The sequence below is a fragment of the Niallia tiangongensis genome, assembly GCF_044704065.1.
In the GTDB taxonomy this organism is placed as follows: Bacteria; Bacillota; Bacilli; order Bacillales; family Cytobacillaceae; genus Niallia; species Niallia tiangongensis.
This window is the reverse complement of sequence record NZ_CP162613.1, coordinates 2,301,117-2,319,910: the sequence shown is the minus strand read 5'-3', so window position 1 is coordinate 2,319,910 and position 18,794 is coordinate 2,301,117. Positions and strand designations below refer to the sequence as shown.

The 18,794-nt window shown below is 34.9% G+C and carries 22 protein-coding genes; 7 read left to right on the top strand and 15 right to left on the bottom strand.

Annotated features, from left to right (window positions below; genetic code table 11):
* Positions 1-133 precede the first annotated feature (133 nt).
* Positions 134-661 (top strand): isochorismatase family protein, encoded by a 528-nt coding sequence (locus AB3U99_RS10875; protein WP_400247508.1) that lies wholly within the window; start codon positions 134-136, stop codon positions 659-661.
* Between the two features lie 471 nt (positions 662-1,132).
* On the opposite strand, the gene AB3U99_RS10870 is transcribed toward AB3U99_RS10875, so the two are convergent.
* The 4 genes from AB3U99_RS10870 to AB3U99_RS10855 all read right to left on the bottom strand — a co-directional run bounded on the left by AB3U99_RS10870 (position 1,133) and on the right by AB3U99_RS10855 (position 3,068).
* Positions 1,133-1,486: a hypothetical protein gene (locus AB3U99_RS10870; RefSeq protein WP_400247505.1), complete on the bottom strand. Its 354-nt coding sequence runs from the start codon at positions 1,484-1,486 to the stop codon at positions 1,133-1,135.
* A 115-nt stretch (positions 1,487-1,601) separates the two neighbouring features.
* Positions 1,602-1,832: a hypothetical protein gene (locus tag AB3U99_RS10865; RefSeq protein WP_400247502.1), complete on the bottom strand. Its 231-nt coding sequence runs from the start codon at positions 1,830-1,832 to the stop codon at positions 1,602-1,604.
* A gap of 5 nt (positions 1,833-1,837) precedes the next feature.
* Positions 1,838-2,704: an ATP-binding cassette domain-containing protein gene (locus AB3U99_RS10860; RefSeq protein WP_400247499.1), complete on the bottom strand. Its 867-nt coding sequence runs from the start codon at positions 2,702-2,704 to the stop codon at positions 1,838-1,840.
* The gene (locus tag AB3U99_RS10855; protein ID WP_169188452.1) at positions 2,697-3,068 is read right to left on the bottom strand and encodes a GntR family transcriptional regulator; all 372 of its coding nucleotides are present in this window, start codon (positions 3,066-3,068) and stop codon (positions 2,697-2,699) included. Before AB3U99_RS10855 ends, AB3U99_RS10860 begins: the two co-directional genes overlap by 8 nt.
* Positions 3,069-3,301: 233 nt before the next feature.
* On the opposite strand from AB3U99_RS10855, the gene AB3U99_RS10850 reads away from it, so the two are divergent.
* Both AB3U99_RS10850 and AB3U99_RS10845 read left to right on the top strand, forming a co-directional pair.
* Entirely contained in the window at positions 3,302-3,556 is a 255-nt protein-coding gene (locus tag AB3U99_RS10850; RefSeq protein ID WP_400247497.1) for a YueH family protein, read from the top strand.
* A gap of 166 nt (positions 3,557-3,722) precedes the next feature.
* Positions 3,723-4,226 (top strand): GNAT family N-acetyltransferase, encoded by a 504-nt coding sequence (locus AB3U99_RS10845; RefSeq protein WP_400247495.1) that lies wholly within the window; start codon positions 3,723-3,725, stop codon positions 4,224-4,226.
* A gap of 182 nt (positions 4,227-4,408) precedes the next feature.
* Here the strand turns inward: AB3U99_RS10845 and AB3U99_RS10840 are convergent, their stop codons facing one another.
* The 6 genes from AB3U99_RS10840 to AB3U99_RS10815 form a co-directional block, all read right to left on the bottom strand.
* Entirely contained in the window at positions 4,409-5,065 is a 657-nt protein-coding gene (locus tag AB3U99_RS10840; protein ID WP_400248034.1) for an HAD family hydrolase, read from the bottom strand.
* Between the two features lie 58 nt (positions 5,066-5,123).
* The gene (locus AB3U99_RS10835; protein ID WP_400247493.1) at positions 5,124-5,555 is read right to left on the bottom strand and encodes an NUDIX hydrolase; all 432 of its coding nucleotides are present in this window, start codon (positions 5,553-5,555) and stop codon (positions 5,124-5,126) included.
* Between the two features lie 31 nt (positions 5,556-5,586).
* Positions 5,587-6,507, bottom strand: coding sequence for a ketopantoate reductase family protein (locus AB3U99_RS10830; RefSeq protein WP_400247491.1), 921 nt, complete (start codon positions 6,505-6,507; stop codon positions 5,587-5,589).
* Between the two features lie 106 nt (positions 6,508-6,613).
* Complete coding sequence (locus AB3U99_RS10825; RefSeq protein ID WP_400247490.1) at positions 6,614-6,793, bottom strand: hypothetical protein; 180 nt, start codon at positions 6,791-6,793, stop codon at positions 6,614-6,616.
* A gap of 2 nt (positions 6,794-6,795) precedes the next feature.
* The gene (locus AB3U99_RS10820; protein WP_400247488.1) at positions 6,796-9,057 is read right to left on the bottom strand and encodes a histidine kinase dimerization/phospho-acceptor domain-containing protein; all 2,262 of its coding nucleotides are present in this window, start codon (positions 9,055-9,057) and stop codon (positions 6,796-6,798) included.
* Positions 9,035-9,727, bottom strand: a complete 693-nt coding sequence (locus AB3U99_RS10815) for a response regulator transcription factor (RefSeq protein WP_400247485.1) — start codon at positions 9,725-9,727, stop codon at positions 9,035-9,037. Before AB3U99_RS10815 ends, AB3U99_RS10820 begins: the two co-directional genes overlap by 23 nt.
* 248 nt (positions 9,728-9,975) lie before the next feature.
* Between AB3U99_RS10815 and AB3U99_RS10810 the strand changes: the two genes are divergently transcribed.
* Positions 9,976-10,653 (top strand): FadR/GntR family transcriptional regulator, encoded by a 678-nt coding sequence (locus AB3U99_RS10810; RefSeq protein WP_400247483.1) that lies wholly within the window; start codon positions 9,976-9,978, stop codon positions 10,651-10,653.
* 64 nt (positions 10,654-10,717) lie between these two features.
* On the top strand, positions 10,718-11,896 hold the full coding sequence (locus AB3U99_RS10805; RefSeq protein WP_400247481.1) for a CynX/NimT family MFS transporter: 1,179 nt from the start codon (positions 10,718-10,720) through the stop codon (positions 11,894-11,896).
* A gap of 44 nt (positions 11,897-11,940) precedes the next feature.
* Here AB3U99_RS10805 and AB3U99_RS10800 read toward each other — a convergent pair whose 3' ends face one another.
* The gene (locus AB3U99_RS10800) at positions 11,941-12,249 is read right to left on the bottom strand and encodes a hypothetical protein (RefSeq protein ID WP_400247479.1); all 309 of its coding nucleotides are present in this window, start codon (positions 12,247-12,249) and stop codon (positions 11,941-11,943) included.
* Between the two features lie 236 nt (positions 12,250-12,485).
* Between AB3U99_RS10800 and AB3U99_RS10795 the strand changes: the two genes are divergently transcribed.
* Positions 12,486-13,490, top strand: a complete 1,005-nt coding sequence (locus AB3U99_RS10795) for a phosphotransferase (RefSeq protein ID WP_400247478.1) — start codon at positions 12,486-12,488, stop codon at positions 13,488-13,490.
* Between the two features lie 192 nt (positions 13,491-13,682).
* Here AB3U99_RS10795 and AB3U99_RS10790 read toward each other — a convergent pair whose 3' ends face one another.
* From AB3U99_RS10790 to AB3U99_RS10780, 3 genes are all read right to left on the bottom strand, one after another.
* On the bottom strand, positions 13,683-14,573 hold the full coding sequence (locus AB3U99_RS10790; protein ID WP_400247476.1) for an NAD-dependent epimerase/dehydratase family protein: 891 nt from the start codon (positions 14,571-14,573) through the stop codon (positions 13,683-13,685).
* 96 nt (positions 14,574-14,669) lie between these two features.
* Entirely contained in the window at positions 14,670-15,188 is a 519-nt protein-coding gene (locus AB3U99_RS10785; protein WP_400247474.1) for a DUF3841 domain-containing protein, read from the bottom strand.
* Positions 15,189-16,081: 893 nt separating this feature from the next.
* A complete protein-coding gene (locus AB3U99_RS10780; RefSeq protein ID WP_400247472.1) occupies positions 16,082-16,600 on the bottom strand; it encodes a general stress protein in 519 nt (172 codons plus the stop codon).
* Between the two features lie 114 nt (positions 16,601-16,714).
* Between AB3U99_RS10780 and AB3U99_RS10775 the strand changes: the two genes are divergently transcribed.
* Complete coding sequence (locus AB3U99_RS10775) at positions 16,715-17,485, top strand: phosphotransferase (RefSeq protein WP_400247471.1); 771 nt, start codon at positions 16,715-16,717, stop codon at positions 17,483-17,485.
* 675 nt (positions 17,486-18,160) lie between these two features.
* Here AB3U99_RS10775 and AB3U99_RS10770 read toward each other — a convergent pair.
* On the bottom strand, positions 18,161-18,688 hold the full coding sequence (locus tag AB3U99_RS10770; protein ID WP_400247469.1) for an ECF transporter S component: 528 nt from the start codon (positions 18,686-18,688) through the stop codon (positions 18,161-18,163).
* Positions 18,689-18,794: the final 106 nt, after the last annotated feature.

Genomic DNA, 18,794 nt, shown 5'->3' with positions numbered 1-18,794 from the left:
TTTTAAACAAAGAGGATATGAAGACGGACCTATTGCTTTGAATTTATTAGCCTTGAATCTTTCTTAAATGTCCTTGTTTAGCTCCTTTTCCATCTGCTATACTTTAAAAGAAACAAACAGGAAGTGTTATTTTATGAGACAAGCACTTATTATCATCGATATGCAAGAAATTTTCTTTAACCATCCCCAATACTATTTATTCAATAAGGATCAAATTGTACAAAATATCAATATACTAATCAATCAAGCTCACGAAAAAAATATTCAGGTTATTTTTATCCAACATACAGATTCAAATGAGCAGGACGAGCTTTTTGAGGGAAAAGTTGATTGGAAACTGCATCAAAATTTATTGTTTTCCTCTGACGATAAGATAATCAGAAAGTCAAAATGGGATGCGTTCTACCAAACAGAACTTTTGAATTATTTAAAAAGCAAGAAAATCGAACAGCTTATTTTTGCTGGCGCACAAACGGAGTTTTGTCTTGATACTACTATAAGAGCAGCCTATAGCTTGGGATTTCAAAATAATCTACTTTTCCAAAACACCCAAAGTACGATTAATGGCTCCGTTTTACATGCAGATGATATTATTTATCATCATGAAGGAATATGGAATAATCGATTTTTGACAGTGATAAAAGGTGAATTAAAACTATAACCTTAAGGGTCGTCTATACTTTTGGTGAAGAGATTATTGAGATGCCTTCCGTTAAAAAGATTATTAATGAGAATTTGTTATAAGAAAATCCATGCTATAAATATAAAAGAGGCTAGGACAAAACTAAATAACTAATCTTTAAAGATGAACAATCTCTAATTTAGCTCTTAAATAAAGCTTCTCATGATGGTTATCTATGTTTTTAATATAGTCAAGGGGTAAGAAAACTAAGTCGTTCCATTGCGCTACAAACGCACGATGCGTCGGGGAGGAAGCTGAGCCTCGCTGTGCTGCGGGGTCTCAGCCTTTCCTCTATTTCCCGCAGGAGTCGAGCGTCCTCCACTCCATTCCACTTCGTTTTTAAACCTTTTTTCGAACCAATAAACGCGAACACCTATGCATATTAATTACATAAATGTTCGTGTTTATTATTATTTGAAATGCTTATGTCCCAGCCACTTTTCATGATGATTAAAATGCTTTCTTTTGTCTAATAAACATACGATTGCTTTTTTCTAAAGGGGCATTTTTCATTAATAAATAGGCTGAAAGCAGAAAGACAATGGCTATTCCAAGCAAAATCGCAACAAATTGGAGATGTTTCGTAAAAATCAATTCTGTTAACCAGCCCATATCTCCAAAAACAACCACAATCGTACCGATAACTACAAGGAAGGTCGCTGCTGAAAGGGATAAAATCGTCCCATAATTAAACCAAATCGTTTTTATAATCATCCCTAAACTGAATAAAAAGAATAGCCAACAAAAATCTACCCATACATATACAAGCCAATTAGAGCTATTTGTGAGTTCTGCTAAATGCAAAAGATTAATCGACCCGTTTATATGGTTGGTAATTAGATAAAATAGATTAAGGACTACGACACTAATAACACCATAAATGAATGCTGTAAGATACAAAGCAAAAACAAATTGTTTTCTAGTACCCTAGAGAAAGAATATATTTGTATCCACTAAAATTAGCAAACGGATAGATGAGAAAGACAATAAATAGAGGACCGAATAAGATAAAGGATCCAGCGTCTGCAACACCAATAAATCCTAAAATATTGTAGAAAGCAAAGAGCACAAAAGTAATAGCTGCATTTATATAAAATGTTAGGCTCATTTCCCTCATCATTAATTTGAATGGTCCAGTAAAGGTATTCATACTTTTTACACCTCTTTTTTTGTTGTATAGTTAACTAGATAATCTTGTAATTTTGCTTTTTCCACTGTAACACCAGCTTCTTTAGCTCTTGATTTCCATTCATCCGTATACACGTCGTCAATCATCACATTGATTTGTTTTCCAAGTTTTCTTTTTTCTAAAATAGTATGGCCTTCTATTAAAGGCTCTATTGCATTTGCTGATCCGGATAAATGAACACCATACATCTTCAATTCTCCTGTTTCTTCATAACGGACAATTGTCTGCTTATTTATGATCGCAATCTTTTCACACATTGCTTCAATCTCATCGATATGATGGGTAGATAAAATAATGAAGCGAGGATCTTCCTCATACGTATCCAGGAGTGCATCGTAAAACTGCTTTCTCATGTATGCATCTAACCCATTTGTTGGTTCATCCATAATGGTTACAGGAGCTTTACTAGCGAGTCCCAAGACAATTTGTAACATTGTTTGCATCCCTTTAGAGAAATTTTTGATTTTCTTTTTTCTTGGCAATTCAAATAAAGTAACTAGATGTTCAGCTAGCTCTCCATCCCAGTTTTTATTAAATAGGGCACCAAAACGAAGCGCATCCTCGACATTCCAAAGAATCGAAAAGGGGTGATTTTCTTGAATATACGTTATGTTGTTCATTGCTTCTTTATTGTTATACGGTGTTATACCATTCACATTAATAGAACCAGCATTGATATTTTCCATACCAGATAAAAGCTTCATAAACGTCGTCTTTCCAGATCCATTTCGCCCCCATAGCCCCATTATGATTGGTTCTGTTTCTGAAATATTTACATTTTTTAGAGCTGGCACATTTCCATAGGAAAACGACACATTTTCGAGTTTAATCATCTGTATAATCCTCCTTAATTACTTGAAGTAATTCTACTTTTTTTATTTCAATACGCTTTGCTTCTTCCATCATTGGTTTTACATATTCGTTGTAAAAGTCTTCTTTACGCTTTTCCAGCAGCTTTTGTTTGGCACCCTCTGCAACAAACATGCCAACACCACGTTGCTTATATACATATCCAGCCTCAACCAATGCTGCAAGCCCTTTTTGCGCAGTCGCTCGATTAATTTGGTAAAACTTAGAAATTTCAGTCGTAGAAGGGATTTGATCACCTTCTACAAGCTCCCCTTCCACAATTTCATTCGCTATCATATCTGAAATTTGCTGAAAAATAGGCTTTGAGTCATCAAAAACAGCTTTCACGGATTTCTCCTTCCTTCACACGTTGAACAGTTGAATGGTTGATTAGTTATGTAACCAACTATACATTGGATGTTGCTATTTGTCAAACTGCCCATTTCATTTTTTTATACAAAAAACACTTTTATATTGCAAACATATCATTCATTTGACATTTTATTTAAATCTTCTATTTTTGGAAAAAAACGTCGAAAAAAAGGAGTATAATGGAAATAAAAAATGGGGAGGTTGTTGTAATGATTACCTTACTAGAAGATATTGCTCCATTAGGACTAAAAGATACAAAATTATATATCATGAAAACAACTGATTCTTTTGTTATTTCTATCCCTAAAATTAATTGGTCTACGGAACTGAGTAAAACAGATTCACCCCATGATCAATTTGATCATTTGCTTCATTCCTTAACGTTTCATATGTTTGAGGGAAATTGTTCTAAACTAGCAGAATGCATAACCTCATCCATTGGTAAGTATGAAAATTCATTATAAGGTAATGTCTCTATCTTTCATTTTATATAACGTCATACAAAAAAAGCACAAAGGCTAATTATTCTGTGCTTTTTAATGCTTTCCTTCTTGTAGTTAATTGCATAAAATGATTCCCATACGCTAAAATGGTTAAATGAATAATAGAATGATTAAAGGAGTTTTTTTCTTGGAGTTTCTTTTTACGAGTGAGCGATTAGGTTTTCGATTATTAACATTAGAAGATGTAGAAGCATGTGAACAGTTTTGGGGAAGTGAAGCAGTCATGACCTATTGTGGCGGGAGTACTGACTCTGCCTTACTTCCTCAAGTTATTAACTTTTACCAGCAATGTCAAGCTGATTTCGGCCTTTCTGTTTACGGAGTGGTTGATTTAGCTACTAATCAGGTGATTGGGGCAGCTGGCTTTAATATAGAGGATTCTTTGGACGAAGTAGAGCTTATTTTCCATTTTACAAAAGACAATTGGAACAAAGGGTATGCGACAGAAGCGGCCATTGCATGTATGAAATTTGCTGAGGAGCAAGAAAGTGTTCAAAAAGTAATTGCTTCTGCTAGTATCGAAAACAAGGCTTCTTTAAACATACTTGGCAAAATCGGCTTTCAGTATATGGGAATCAAATATTTTGAGGATTTGGAGCAGGAAGAAGCTTATTTTGGGTTTGTTTTTTAAATATTAATGATATCGTTAAAAAGGGAGACCAGAATGAAATTTTCTGATCTCCTTTTGTCTGCAAACGGATGGACATTTCACTTTGACAATCGTTTAAGTGTTTTGATTCTCCTTCCCAATTACTCTCTTCTCGTCCATCGCTACAATTAAAGATACCTTCATGAAGCACTCCTCTTATTGACTTATGTATAATAGCTTAATAGTCGATCAAAAGAATCAATCTCAGCAAATGGTTTAATCTCGGTATCATTCTTGATTCTAAGTGGATTAAACCATACCCCTTTTATATTGGCATTTTGACAACCACCAATATCTCTTTCTAAGTCATCCCCAACAAATAATGTATCCTCTGGCTGCACATTAAGCTTATTTAAAGCTAGTTCAAATATGCGTTTGTCCGGTTTACTAAGCCCTACTTCATCAGAAATGATGATAGTATCAAAATAATGATGTAAATTGGTGCTCCTTATTTTTGCTTTTTGTCTATGGACGGTGCCATTTGTGATAATTGCAACCTTCACTTGACTCTTTATCTCATTTACGATGTTTATCCTATCTTGATTTACTGAAAAACAATACGGAAAATGATTGTTCCAAAAAGCTAAGATGTCATTGTGTGGAATTCTGTATTTTGGTGGATACACATCAAAAAAGGCTTCCAAAACCTTTGTTTTATCCTTTTGACCATAGCTTCTCTTGTCCTGTTCTTTAAATCCTTGCAACATTTCCCTTTTTATGGAATCATCAATATCTTCATAACATTTATCTAACATAATGAAAAACAGTTTATCTACCGCATTATCTCTATCAAGTAGGGTGTCATCTAAATCAAATAGCATTGCTTTGTAGCTGCTCAAATAATTTCACCACCATTCTATTCTATATCTGGATACTTCTTTAAAAAGCTACACAAAAAGGCTGGCTACTTTCATCCAAACATTTCTCTATTCTTTCTCTAAAATTCTTATGTGTCACCATTTCCAACGCTTTCTCAATGGAAAAATACCCTACTTCCAAACTTTCTGGAGAAGTAGTTAATTCCCCTCCAACTGGTTTTGCTAAAAACAGCGTATTGCATATAGAACGGTTCACATTTTGAAAGATTCCGCAAAATTTGACGACTTCAATATCAATACCTGATTCTTCTTTCGCTTCTCTAACTGCAGCGTCTTTCAGGGACTCCCCCTCTTCCACTTGTCCGCCTGGCATTTCCCAGCCTCTTTTGGGTCCCTTGATTAATAGAATTTCGCCCTGTTCATTGATAACAATCGTCGCTGCTGAAACGATATGTTTTGGCGGTGACCATTGCTGTTGTGTGCTTTTAATCAATTGATTTCCCTCCGTTCTTTTTAGAGCTTTTCTACCCTTGCATTTCCTCCACTGTTTTAATAATTCGATAGAATGCTTGATTAATAGGTGTTTCGATGCCAAGCTTCTGACCATAATCGATAACTTTTTCGGCAAATAAAGCGACTTCTGTTTTTCTGCCAGCTTCGATATCCTGCAGCATCGATGTCTTTCCTGTTCCGCCAACTTTGCTTAATACATTGGCAAAAAAATAATTCATGTCTTGTTCTGTTAGGTCAATTTCCTTTGCCTGTGCAAGCTGAATTACTTCCTTCATCGCACTTATGGCTAGCTCTCTTGCTGATCCTTCTTTTTGAAAGAAGGCATATGGAGCTCTTGTTACAGCTGAAGCTTGATTCATGCCTACGTTAATCATGAACTTATTCCATAAAGCACGCTCCATATCTTCTGGTACATCAACTGGTATATTTGCTCTTTCTAAGCATTCTTTGACCTCTTTTACGCGAACCGTCAGCTCTATATTTACTCTTTCCCCAAAAGTGATGATTCCAGGAGTACTGTAATAGATTCGATTGCCTTCTCTTGTTGAGTCAATGCCATTGCAGATGGAATAGAGAATCTTTTCTTCCCCATAGCTTTGTGCTATTTCTTCCTCGCTTGTAATCCCATTTAATAAGGAAAGAATTACTGTTTTCTCTCCTACAAATGGACGAATTAGGGAGATTGCTTCTTGAAGCTGTCCATATTTTACTGCAAGGAGAACCAAATCAAAGGCTTCTGATTGTGTATCTGGATGGATGTAATGAAAGGAAGTTTCTTCGTCGTTTATGTAGAATTTTTCTTTTTCATATTTTGTTTTTCTATGCTCATCGACAATAATTTGTACTTCTAATCCTTCTACTTCCTGAAGCATTTTGCCGTATACTGCACCAATCGCTCCAAGTCCTACGATACCGATTTTTTTGATGGTCACTTTTGCCTTCCCTCTTTCTATGATTATTCATAATCTTTTAAATTATTTTAACATATATTTCTGATAAAAAAGTACTTCCTTTTCATCATCGAAAAGGAAGTACCTTCTATCCTATCTTAGCTTTCCCTGCTTCAATCGCTTTGTTAATGGCTTTGCGAATGATTATTTTTTCTTCAACATGTTTATATTCCTTTAGTACATCAAATACTATTTTCCTTGCAATTACTTCATTTCTCGTAATCGGGTAAACCAATGAGTACAGATAGGCTGCTTGTTTCTTATTCATTTTTAGCTTCGCTGTTCATTTACAGGTAGCGCTAAAGTAACTTTAAATAAGTCTCCATCTGTCTCTATTGTCATCATCCCTTCATGAAGGTCGATAATCGATTTTGCAATTGCAAGTCCAAGTCCGGATCCTTCCGTATGTCTAGAGGTATCTCCTCGTTTAAAACGCTCAAATAATTCATCCATATTGTCATCTAGTTCATACTTAGAAATATTTTTAAATTGAAGAATCGCTTGCCCTTTTTCTTGTTTAATCGAAAGGTAGACACGAGAATGCTCCAAGGAATACTTCAAAATATTCCCTATTAAATTATCAAAAACTCTCCATAGCTTCTGCCCATCTACTACTGCATTAATTGACGGTTCTAGATTGGTTACACGAAAATCAAGAGTAGAGGCTTTGATTGTTTCATCATATTCTCCTAATGCTTGCTGTAAAAGCTGCACTAAATCTACCTTTTCCTTCTTCAATTCCACATTGCCGCTAACCATTTTCGAAACCTCAAACAAATCATCAATCAATACTTTTAACCGCTGTGATTTTCGGTCAATAATAGCCAGATAGCCTTCCTTTTCTTCCTCTGTTAGATGTTTATTTTTCAATAATTCCGTGTAGTTAATGATGGATGTTAAAGGTGTTCGTAGATCGTGACTGACATTGGTAATTAATTCGGTTTTTAGGCGTTCGCTTTTTTCCTGGGCTGTCTTTGAAACAATTACCCCAGATTTTAAGGTGTTAATATGATTCGCAAGTTCTGTTAATTCTTTCGTTCCTTGGATTGATATTTCTTGATGTAAGTCTCCATTTATTACCGCATTCGTTTGTGCAAGCAGCTTACTAAAAGCCTTTATATTTCTCACCACAAAAATAATAACTGGAATTCCAATGAAAAGAGCAGCTACTAAATAGAATGGGATAAGAATTTGCAATACCAGACTTATTGGTAAAAATAGACCTAACATAAAAATCACTAGCAAGCTACCAATCGCTTTTTTGGTAAAATCTCTACTAGAGAGAACCTGTAAAATAGCCGTTTTCAACTTATTTACACTTATACTTATAAATGTATTTTTCCACTTTACTTTCTCTTTAAATAGTAGATAGCCTTGAATGAGAGACAGTGTTACAAATACCCATGCTAAAAGAAGAAATGCAAGAATATCACCCCAATTCCCTCCTAATTCATTCACCTCCATGGATAGTTGGTCCCCGATTCCCCATAGTCCAATAACAGCTATGATAGTACTTATCACCAATAATACGTATCGGATATCAATTGGAACCTTTCGATAAGAAGGATAGTCCCATTGCGCAAAGCTGATTTTCCTCTTTACAAGCATGAAAATACATACTACTAAACTGATAATGCTCAATGAGCTTGCAAAAATCATTTTCTTTTGATAAGCATAATACTTATTCTCTTCCTCTATCAGTAAGGTACTATTGCTTAGTTTTTTGGGTACAGCTACGATTCCTTCATAATTACCAATCTTCCGTTTTAACTGATGTACGATACTAGGTTCACTAATTTCCTCTTCCCAAGGTCCCAATATTAAAGAATTATCTCTATAAATTATTGGTTTCCCTCGCATATCTAACTTCTCGGTTTCTGCCGTAAAGTAGTAATCACCGAAAAAATTTGTATTGTCCTTGTTAACAATATGTTCAATTGACTTACTTTTAGAAATGGACATATTGGTTATTACTTTTCCAGTTTTTTCATTTTCCAAATAATAATAAAAGGATTTAGCCCATTGTTCAAATTCAAATTGCCCTCTCTCTAACTCTTGGTAATATTGGTCAATTTCCATTCCTTTTTCTTCTTTTATTTTTTCTTGGACATATTCATCATTTTGCAATAGCTCTGTGATTTCCTTTATATCTTTGTCTCTTTCTTCTGTTAAAAGCTTTTCAGCAGCTTCATCGCCATTTTCGATTACTATCGCTCTATCTTCTTCATACTGCTCATTAATTAATTGCATTTGTTCCTTTAAACTTGCGTATGAATCACGATATTCAGCGATTTCTTCTTTTGTGGCGCTGATGTTCTTTTTCGCTTCTTCTATCGACACCTGATATAATTGATAATCACTTAATAGTTCTGTAAAATACATTCGTTTGTCTTCAAACTTGGTGGAGTCATAATAATTTGTATGTATATATTGCGTTAGCCATATTTTTAGCGGCGCTAGCCCACTAAGGCCTATCGTAACCAACAATGTCCAAACAATAAAAAGTCCTCTACTTCTCCATTTTGTAGCCAATGCCCCACACCACCTTTAAGAAACGCGGATTTTTTGGATCCACTTCGATTTTCTCGCGGATTTTTCGAATATGTACTGCCACCGTGTTTTCGGCATTGTATCCAGGTTCCTTCCATACACTTTCATAAATCTCCGCAATGGAAAATACTCTCCCTGCATTTTTCATCAATAAAACAACGATTTTATATTCAATCGGCGTTAGCTTTACACTATCTCCATTTACCGCTACTTCTTTTGCATCTTGGTCTAATGTTAAACCATGTAGGTCTATTTTTTTCTTCACACCATCAAAGGTTCCAAGTGTCACATATCTTCTTAATTGCGATTTCACTCTTGCGACTAGTTCCATTGGATTGAATGGTTTTGTGATATAATCATCAGCGCCTATTTGCAAGCCTAAGATTTTATCCGTATCCTCACTTTTCGCCGTCAGCATAATAATCGGGATATTTTTTTGCTCACGAATTTTATAGGTAGCAGAAATCCCATCTAAATTCGGCATCATAATATCCATTAGAATTAAATGAACGGTTTGTTCCATTAAAATATCCAATGCCTCTAGTCCATCACTTGCTTTTAAAACGGTAATCCCTTCGTTTTTAAGATATATTTCAATGGCATCTCTAATTTCTTTCTCATCATCCACTACTAGCACATTTACGTTCTCCACCTTAGACCACCTGCTTTCTCTCTCTTCGATGTCTCTATCATAGGCAAAAAATCTTAATATCTGCTAAGCAAAATTCTTAAGATTTTCTTAATATTCTACTAGGATATTCCATTCTCTCATTCTATCAGAGGAATCGTTTTGTTCCCATCCTATCTTTTTTGTTTCTTTTAAAATTATGGTATATTTAGAGCAATTGAATGCATATTGAAGAAATTGCAAGAGGCAACATGTAAGGAGAGTGACCAAGCATGGCGAATCATTCATCCTCATTTTCTAAAGTAACAGGAAGAAAATTGACAGATGAAATCATTGAACAGCTTAAAAATAAAATATTTTCTGGTGCCTTTAAAGTTGGAGATCGCCTTCCACCTGAACCACAGTTAATGGAGGAATTTTCAGTTGGCCGCTCCACGCTACGAGAGGCAATCAAGGTTCTGGTGCATGCTGGGATTTTAGAAGTAAAGCAAGGAAGAGGAACACGAATTGTCTCCTTAGACTGGGCAAGTGAAGCATCCTTTGATCAACAGCTTAAGCAGGCAGATACGAAGGATATCTATGAAGCAAGAGCAATGTTGGATCAAGAGGTAGTCAAATTAGCGATCAGACGAAGAACACAAGAGGATTTATTACATATCAAATCATGGTTAGATAAACGGTACCAAGCTTTGCAAAATGGAAATTATGCAACCTATGTAGAGGCAGATATCGAATTCCATCTTGCTATTGCAAAGGCAAGTCATAATAAAGTTTTATTGGACCTCTATCAATCCTTCTCCCCTGTATTAACAAAGATTTTAAGTAATTTTCTTTTACATCAAAGTAATTACAAGGATAACTCTGACATTCATCAACAATTATTTGAGGCTATTCTAAATCAGGATGAGAAAAAGGCGATTCAATGTGTACTTAATAACTTGGAGCTATAATAGCTCCTTATTTACAAAACTAAACGTCTGATGATATGATGTTTATATTAAAAATAAAGGATGAATGAACATGAAGAAACAAACGATTTTAATGATTATTGCACTCTTTTTTGTATCATTTAATTTAAGAATAAGCATTGCTGCGATTTCCCCTGTTTTAGAAAACATTCGTGCAGATTTACATTTATCAAATGGAATCGTCAGTTTATTGACTGCCATCCCTGTTATTTGCATGGGCTTGTTTGCCTTTTTTGCAGCAAGAATAAGTGCACATATTGGTTTAGAAAAGACCATCGTAGCTTGCTTAATCCTAATTGGGACCGCTACTGCTCTACGTGCTTTCAGCCATTCCGCTTTTACCTTACTGCTAACCGCCTTCTTTATTGGAATTGGTATCGCCGTTGCGGGACCCCTTGTTTCTGGTTATATCAAGCAGCAATTTCCTCATCGGATTGGGATAATGATTGGTGTATACTCAGTCGGAATGGGTTTAGGTGCATCCTTTAGTGCAGGATTCATGCTGCCACTACAAAAGCATTTACTTCACTCTTGGCAGCTGGCTCTGGCAAGCTGGAGTATTTTTGCTGTAATCGGGTTTCTTTTTTGGTATCCGCAAATCACAAATCAGAACAAGATTACCCTTCCCTCCAAAAGGACAACAAAGCTACCTTGGAAAAATAGAAAAGCATGGATGTTTACCCTCTTATTTGGTTTACAATCTGGAATTTTCTACACAATTAGCACTTGGCTAGCTCCAATTGCTCAATCAATGGGCTTTAGCAGCGCTAAATCAGGGACACTTATTACCTTTTTCACAATCATTCAAATGATTTTCAGCTTCCTGATTCCTACTCTAGCCGATTTGTTTCAAAAGGAAAAAACATGGTTATTGGGCAGTATTGGAGGGGTATTTATTGGTTTAATATTTTTCCTTTATCCTGTAGTCAATCCTTGGTTCGCTACCGGGCTAATTGCTATCGGACTTGGTGGATTATTTCCACTTGCTTTAGCATTGCCATTAAATGCGACAAACTCTTCTAATGAAGCAAGTGCATGGACTTCCATGATGCAAGGAGTTGGGTACATGATAGGTGGAATTATTCCAATTATGGCAGGATTAACAAGAGACTATATCCCATACGATAAACAAGTATTTGTAGTCATGATAATCCTTTGTTTCGTTATGATTCTTACTTTATCTGGATGGAAGGAAAAAAGGACAATTACATCCACTGATGCTTAAAGAAAAAAATGGTTTTCATCATTGGACGATGAAAACCATTTTTCTTATTGTTTAGCCTTAATTTGTTCCCGAATCTTCTCTAGCTCCTCAAGGGACAGTTCCCCTAATGATTCTTTGATTTCTTCTTCCATGCGCTTACGGTTTTTCTCTCGGTATAGATTCCACCAAGCACGAAGTCCTTCTGTTTGATCCAATATGTAATCAATGTCGATTTCTTCTACCTCATCATCGGAAATATACTCCAATACTGCTGCTAGCATGCGGTTTAATTTATCTACCTCTCCTTCTTTCTTTTTTGTATTCGTCAATTCCTTTTCTACTTCTTCGCTCATCTCTTCATCTTTGCGAGGCATTATTTTCCTCCTACCTTTATTCCTGTTTTTTCTAGTATTTCCGTTAGAAAAAATCACTATTCTTCCAGTGCAGGAAATAGACATGGCCATAGCGAATAAATGATTGTAAGTTTATGGTTAAGGAGTGTGATTTGTAAAGGTTTATTTAGAAACATTAGCGAAGAAAAAAATCAAAGTAGTACTATCTAAAGCATACGGCAATAATCATGATTTAAATTTAAAGGTGGATTAGTGAAATGGTTGATATTCAAGTGTTTAAAAAGATATGTAATGAGTCCAATCTTGGAGAAATAGTCGGGGTTCCATTTTCCATTTCTGGTGGTCTTTTGCATAAAATGTATGCTATTGAAACAGATAAAGGAAAATTTGCTATTAAAAGATTAAATCCTCAAATTATGAAAAGACCAAATGCATGGAAAAATTATATTAATTCAGAGAGAATCGCTAACTTGGTATCAAAGAAAGTACCTGCTACTCCAGCAAAAATAATAAATGGTGACTCTATTCAAGAGATAGACAACCATTACTATATGATTTTCAATTGGATAGAGGGTAAAATGCTTAAAGCTACTGCAATTAATTGTAGTCATTGTGAAAAGATAGGTTCTATACTTGCCGAAATCCATAGGACAGATTTTTCGCAACTTAATCTAAATGAAGAATTGGGAGAAAGATTACAATCCATAGAATGGAAATATTATATTCAAAAGGGACAAGAAAGTAATGCTGAATGGGTTGTACTGTTACTTGAAATTGTTGATAGACTTTATGAGTGGACTTCATTAGCAAACAATGCAAATAAATTACTTTCAGCAAATTTAGTAATTAGTCACAGGGATTTAGACCCCAAAAATGTTTTATGGCATAATGACAAACCCGTATTAATTGATTGGGAATCCGCTGGTTATATAAATCCAATGCATGATTTAATAGAAACGGCACTATACTGGTCTGAGGATGATACAGGAAGTATGGATAAAGAAAGATTTTCTACTTTTATAAACGGTTATAAAAAGAGATATGGAAAAGTTCAAGCAAATTGGTCTACCGTATTAGAAAATGGATTTTCAGGTAAATTAGACTGGCTAGAATATAATTTAAAACGTTCCTTGTGGATGGAGTGTTCAGATGAGGAGGAACAAATGATGGGGACGACTCAAGCAATTGAAACAATAAAAGAAATTAAAGATTACGTAGAGAAAATTCCAATATTAGTGGATTGGCTTATTCAGGAAGAATAATCATTTGTTACTTAACTAACTGTTTTTTAATTGAACAAGAATCGTATATGAAAGAAAAAACCAAGGGGTATGATTCTACAAAAAGAAAACCACTAATTTCAGTGGTTTCTGTTTCTACTTAAAATTGATTACAAGATCTCGATCCAGTTGTTTAAAACACCTTAAAAGCTATATACTTTACACCATTAAGCATCACAATCTATGCTTATCTTTACCTGCAATCGTCTCAATCAAAGCTGGCAACCAATCTTCCAGTTTACTGAAAACAAAGCCCGCTTTTCCTGCTTTTTCCGTATTCATATACCATGTGGCAGGAATGGCAAATGGGGATGTATCTTCCTCGTCCCCTTCTAACGTTATTTTCGCATCATGCCCTGTCACCTTTTCGATTATATGGATTAATTCTCCCATTGAAATTTTTCCATTTGCCGTTGCATTAAATGGACCTTCCACGTCTGACAAACCTGTCCATTTTAGGAATGCAGCAGCTTCTGAGGCAAGAATAAAAGACATTTCTGCTTCCATATTAACAAAGCCTATTGTTTTTCCTTGCTGAATCCGCTCCACATGAAAATGCAAACGACGAGTGTAATCATCTTCCCCTAACACGATGGGGAACCTTACTGCCACAACTGGAAAGGTTGCATACTGAAAGAAAACGGCTTCCGCCTGTCTTTTTCCTTCATCATACGTAAAAGCCTCTTTATCTCCCCATGCTATCGGATAATGATAAGAATCAAAATCTTCTTCACTTTTTTCTTTTCCATCTGCAGAATAGGTTGATAAGGAAGATGTAAACACAAGCTTGCCAATATTCCCGTTAAAAACTTCACAGAAATCCCTTGCTTCATTCGATGTATAGCAAATATTGTCATAAACAATATCAAATTTTCGTCCTTCAAAATGATTTTTAAGTTGTTCCTTCATAGAGCGATCACCGATGATATGCTCCACTCGATCGCCAAATGGATGACTTGTTGTCCCACGGGTCATAATCGTAACCTGATGCCCCTCTTCCAACAGCACTTCCACAAGCTTTCTTCCGAAAAAACGCGTTCCCCCAAGTACTAATATTTTTTTCATCTATTTCACTCCTAAACAATGACATGCGTATTACATTCCATATGGAAAAGATATTTCCTCCTTTTGCATTCATTATATTATTTCCATGAATCGATCTTAATTAGCAATAAAATATTCTATGTTCAAAATCTGTTCTTTCTGAATCACGGATGTAACTCCCTGAACAATTTGGTCCCCATTATTCCACATTTCTGAGTTGCGTAATTTCGCTATGTGAAATATTCTTTCCCAGCTTTGTTCCTTTGTAATCGTTAATTTCCCCTGTTCAAACAACCTATCTTCTTCCTCTGAAATCATACAAAAGCCGTCATTTAACACACAGTGCCAAGCATCAAAATCAGAAAGAAGAACTTTATTTTCTGGTATTTCGACTGTTAAACATACAGCTTTTGTTCCTTTGTTAAAATGACCTTCCTCGCTTAAATTCGGTTTTGTCGCCCATAGCCAAATAGGCATCAAACCATTATTATTTATCCTCTTATCCATTTGTTCAATCATCCACTTATAGGAAGGGAGGAAATCTTTATCCACAAACTCCCCGTTCCCAGTTAAAAAACCTTTTTTATTTAAGTTATTGACCACTTCCACTGCTTGGTTGGTGAAGTATACAGACATCTATCGAGCTCCTATTCTTCCATTTCGCTATTTTAGAAAAATCACTATTATGGTAATATTAAACAAAAAAAAGGAAAAGAGGATACTAATGAAACATAATTTTTTAGCGGAGCTTCTTTTGTTATTTTTGTAATAGCTCTTGTGGCTTATATCCTTCCGTTTTTTATGAACATTACTTTTCCCGATACTTTCTCTATATTACTCCTTTGGCTTTTTCCACTCATTGGGATTATCTGTGGGTTCTTAGGAAAAAGAGGATTCTTTAAAATTAGCGGCCTTATCGGTAATATCCTTATTCTCACATTAACGGTAGTAATACCTCTCATTAGTTCGTTTTTTTTGAATGAACCTTGATTCTCTCTATTGAATAAATGAATTTTGATTGGGGGTATTTATTTGCAAAAGCAATCACTTCTAATAATCTTATTAAATATCGTTATCTTTTGTCTAAATCAGTATTTATTCTTTTCTGTTCATAATCCCAATTTCCTATTGCTGCTTTTATATTTTCTTATCACTTTTTTGCCTTTGAATGTATGGATTTGGCGTAGTAAATTTAAAATAGATTTTTATCATCACTGGACATGTATTTATATAGGACTCCTATGCTCCATTTTCCTATTCATTCTATTTAAATCATGGACAACGGATAAGACAGATTTTATATCTGCAGGCGAATTCTACTTTGATTTATTTTTAACTATTTTTGTTTTTGCTTTTGTAGAGTTATTAATATTAATTTGTTTGAACGGGGTTACTTATATTTTTAGAAGATTAGGCTCCCACTGAAGTGCTTTTTTCTTCACCTCTTTCACAAAGCGGCCTTTCCCATTGATCTGTTCTTCTATTTGATATGGGAATGGCTCCACAAGTTTTTCTTTTCAAAAAATCTCCTATAATAAGCGTCTGAATTCTTTATTCAAACAGGATTTCTTCCATTTTCTACTTTTTAACAAATGACTAATGTCAGAGATTTTACCGTATGAGAGTTGAATATAAAAATAGTTAATAAACTCTAAAATGGCAAAAATATAAATCAATAATGCAATGGATAACCCACCTATTGGCAGCAACGGATTCCATTTAATAAAATCAAAAACAAATGCAATGATTGTGACGATTATCATCATTATGTTTAGCCTTTTAAAACGATACAACTGTCGAACGATCTTAATCGGTGTTATAGACGTATTCTCCTTTCGCAGTCTTTTTAATTTTGCATACCAAAAAATGGTTCCTTGTATTAGAAGACATTCTAACAGGATGAATGATGCCCAAAAGGAATATAGCGAATACATTCGCAGATTTGGAAATGCATAATTAAATAGATAACTGACAAAAACAAAAACAATGACCGAAGTTAATTCTCCTGTATACAAATAAGATAGCCTTCTTTCTACCATTCCCTTCAAACTTTGCTCACTTCCTGACATATTATATTAAAAAAACGGTCGAAATTGAGATTTGTCTAATAGTATAATTAGGATATCAAATTATTCATTTTACAAAAAAAGCTGGTGAACCACTTGGACAAATTATTGAAAATGCAATTAGAGAGTTTAATAGGCTCGATAAGTACGATAGACCGATTAGAGGAACAAGGCGGTACATCTATCGTTCATCAAGTGATAACAAAAAGTGGCACCTACCTATTAAAAAGCTCTTTTAAAGAAAAATATCGAGAGTGGCTACAAGCAGAAGCAATTGTTTTAGAAAAATTAGTTAGCCAATCAATCATCCCCGTTCCCCATTACTATGGATTTCTAGAGGAACAAAATAGCAGTCACTTAATTATGTCTTTTGAACAGGGTATTACTTTAACAACTGCTTTAGCACAAGCAAAAACTGACACGGCGAAACTCCCTTTAATAAAAAGCCTTGGCCAATTATTACATAAGCTTCATTCTACAGAGATTAAGGAACCATTCCATCATTCAGACGAATGGCTTTCAGAACGTCTTCAAAAAGCGGAATATTACGTCAGAAATGGATGGACAGAGGGCTCAAATGAACTTCTCACATTATTGGTAAAAAACAAGCCTTTAAAAGTAAAACAAACGATCATTCATGGGGATTGTACAACAGATAATGTCCTCGTTGTTAATGGAACAGTAACGAAATTCATTGATGTAGCTGGTATGACTGTTGGGGATCCTCGCTATGATGAAGCACTAGCAATTAGAAGCTTTGTGCATGATAAAAAATTAAAAAATGCATTTTATGAAGGCTATAAACATTATAAGATTACACTGGATGAATTTCGATATTTTGATGAAGGGTTATACGAGTTTTTTTAAAGATAAATACAAAAATTGTATATAGAGTAATCAAAAACGAGGCTGGGACAAAACTAAATAGCCAACCTGTAAAGACGAACAATCCTTAATTTAGCTCTTAAATAAAGGCTACTTTTCATGCTAGTTATTTATGATTTTAAATATAGTCAGTATAAAAACTAATTCATTTTTAAAGATTGTTTTTCTCTAAACTATTATGGAAATAGAAAAAATTAATTAATTGGAAAGACGGAGCAGCCTGAATACACGTAGACTCCTATGGGAGCTGCGAGAAAGTCCGAGACCCTGCAGGAACTTAAGTGACGAAGCGGCTCGGCGCTCGCCCCATGGAAAGCGAAGTGTATTCAGGCTGCGGATAATAACACCATCTTTACTGAAACAGTCTATTATAAACTAATATAAACCCGAACAATCATATGAACTATCATGTGGTTGTTCGGGTTTATCTATGGTTGGAATTCTTATGTCCCAGCCTCCTGTTTTTATATTATCTTGTAAAATCTAAAGCACTCGGTAGTTCAGTCCAAGAACTTTTTTATATTTTACTGATTGCCAAATTAACTAAGTTTGAGATTGTTTCTTCATTTGATTAATAATAACATTTTCCCAATAAATAAAGGTATTTAAATGTTCTCTCAGCAAGGACATTTAAATACCTTTTGTCTTTTTGTGGTGTCAGGCACTCTTAGTGCGTACAATTCTTTGTTTAAATCCTTTTGTAAGTGGCACAACGATGATGCCGGCGATGACTAGTTGCATGATATTACCTGGGACGGAGCCGAATGGCAAGATCCAGTTTCCATAAAGGATTACTTCTGTAAAATAGTAGCCGACAACTTTGATAATCATGGCAACAACAACTGCCAGTACATATACAAGAGATTTTTTGCCAGGCATCTTTTCCACAATAAGTCCAGCTATATACCCCATAGTACCAACGATAACAAATGTGAACGGAGCCCATAATGTCCATCCTGACATTATATCAAATAAAGCCATTCCAAAAGCGCCTACAATCGCACCTGATTTCTTGCCAAAAATAAATGCAGCAATCAAAAACGGCACGTTACCCAAATGGATTAGTCCCCCATTTCCCATCAATGGCAGCCTGATGTTGATAAACATTGTTGCAAGAAACGTTAAAGTAATAAATAGTGCATTGAGAACCAGGGTTCTCGTTTTGTTTTGTTCAGTCGCAAACATGTAAATCATCCTCTTCTTTCAAGTGTTTGTTTTTTTAGTTTTAAAAAAAGAATCTCCTCTTCTTTCATGTTTACTAGTATAATAAAAACTGACAATATAAAAAGTG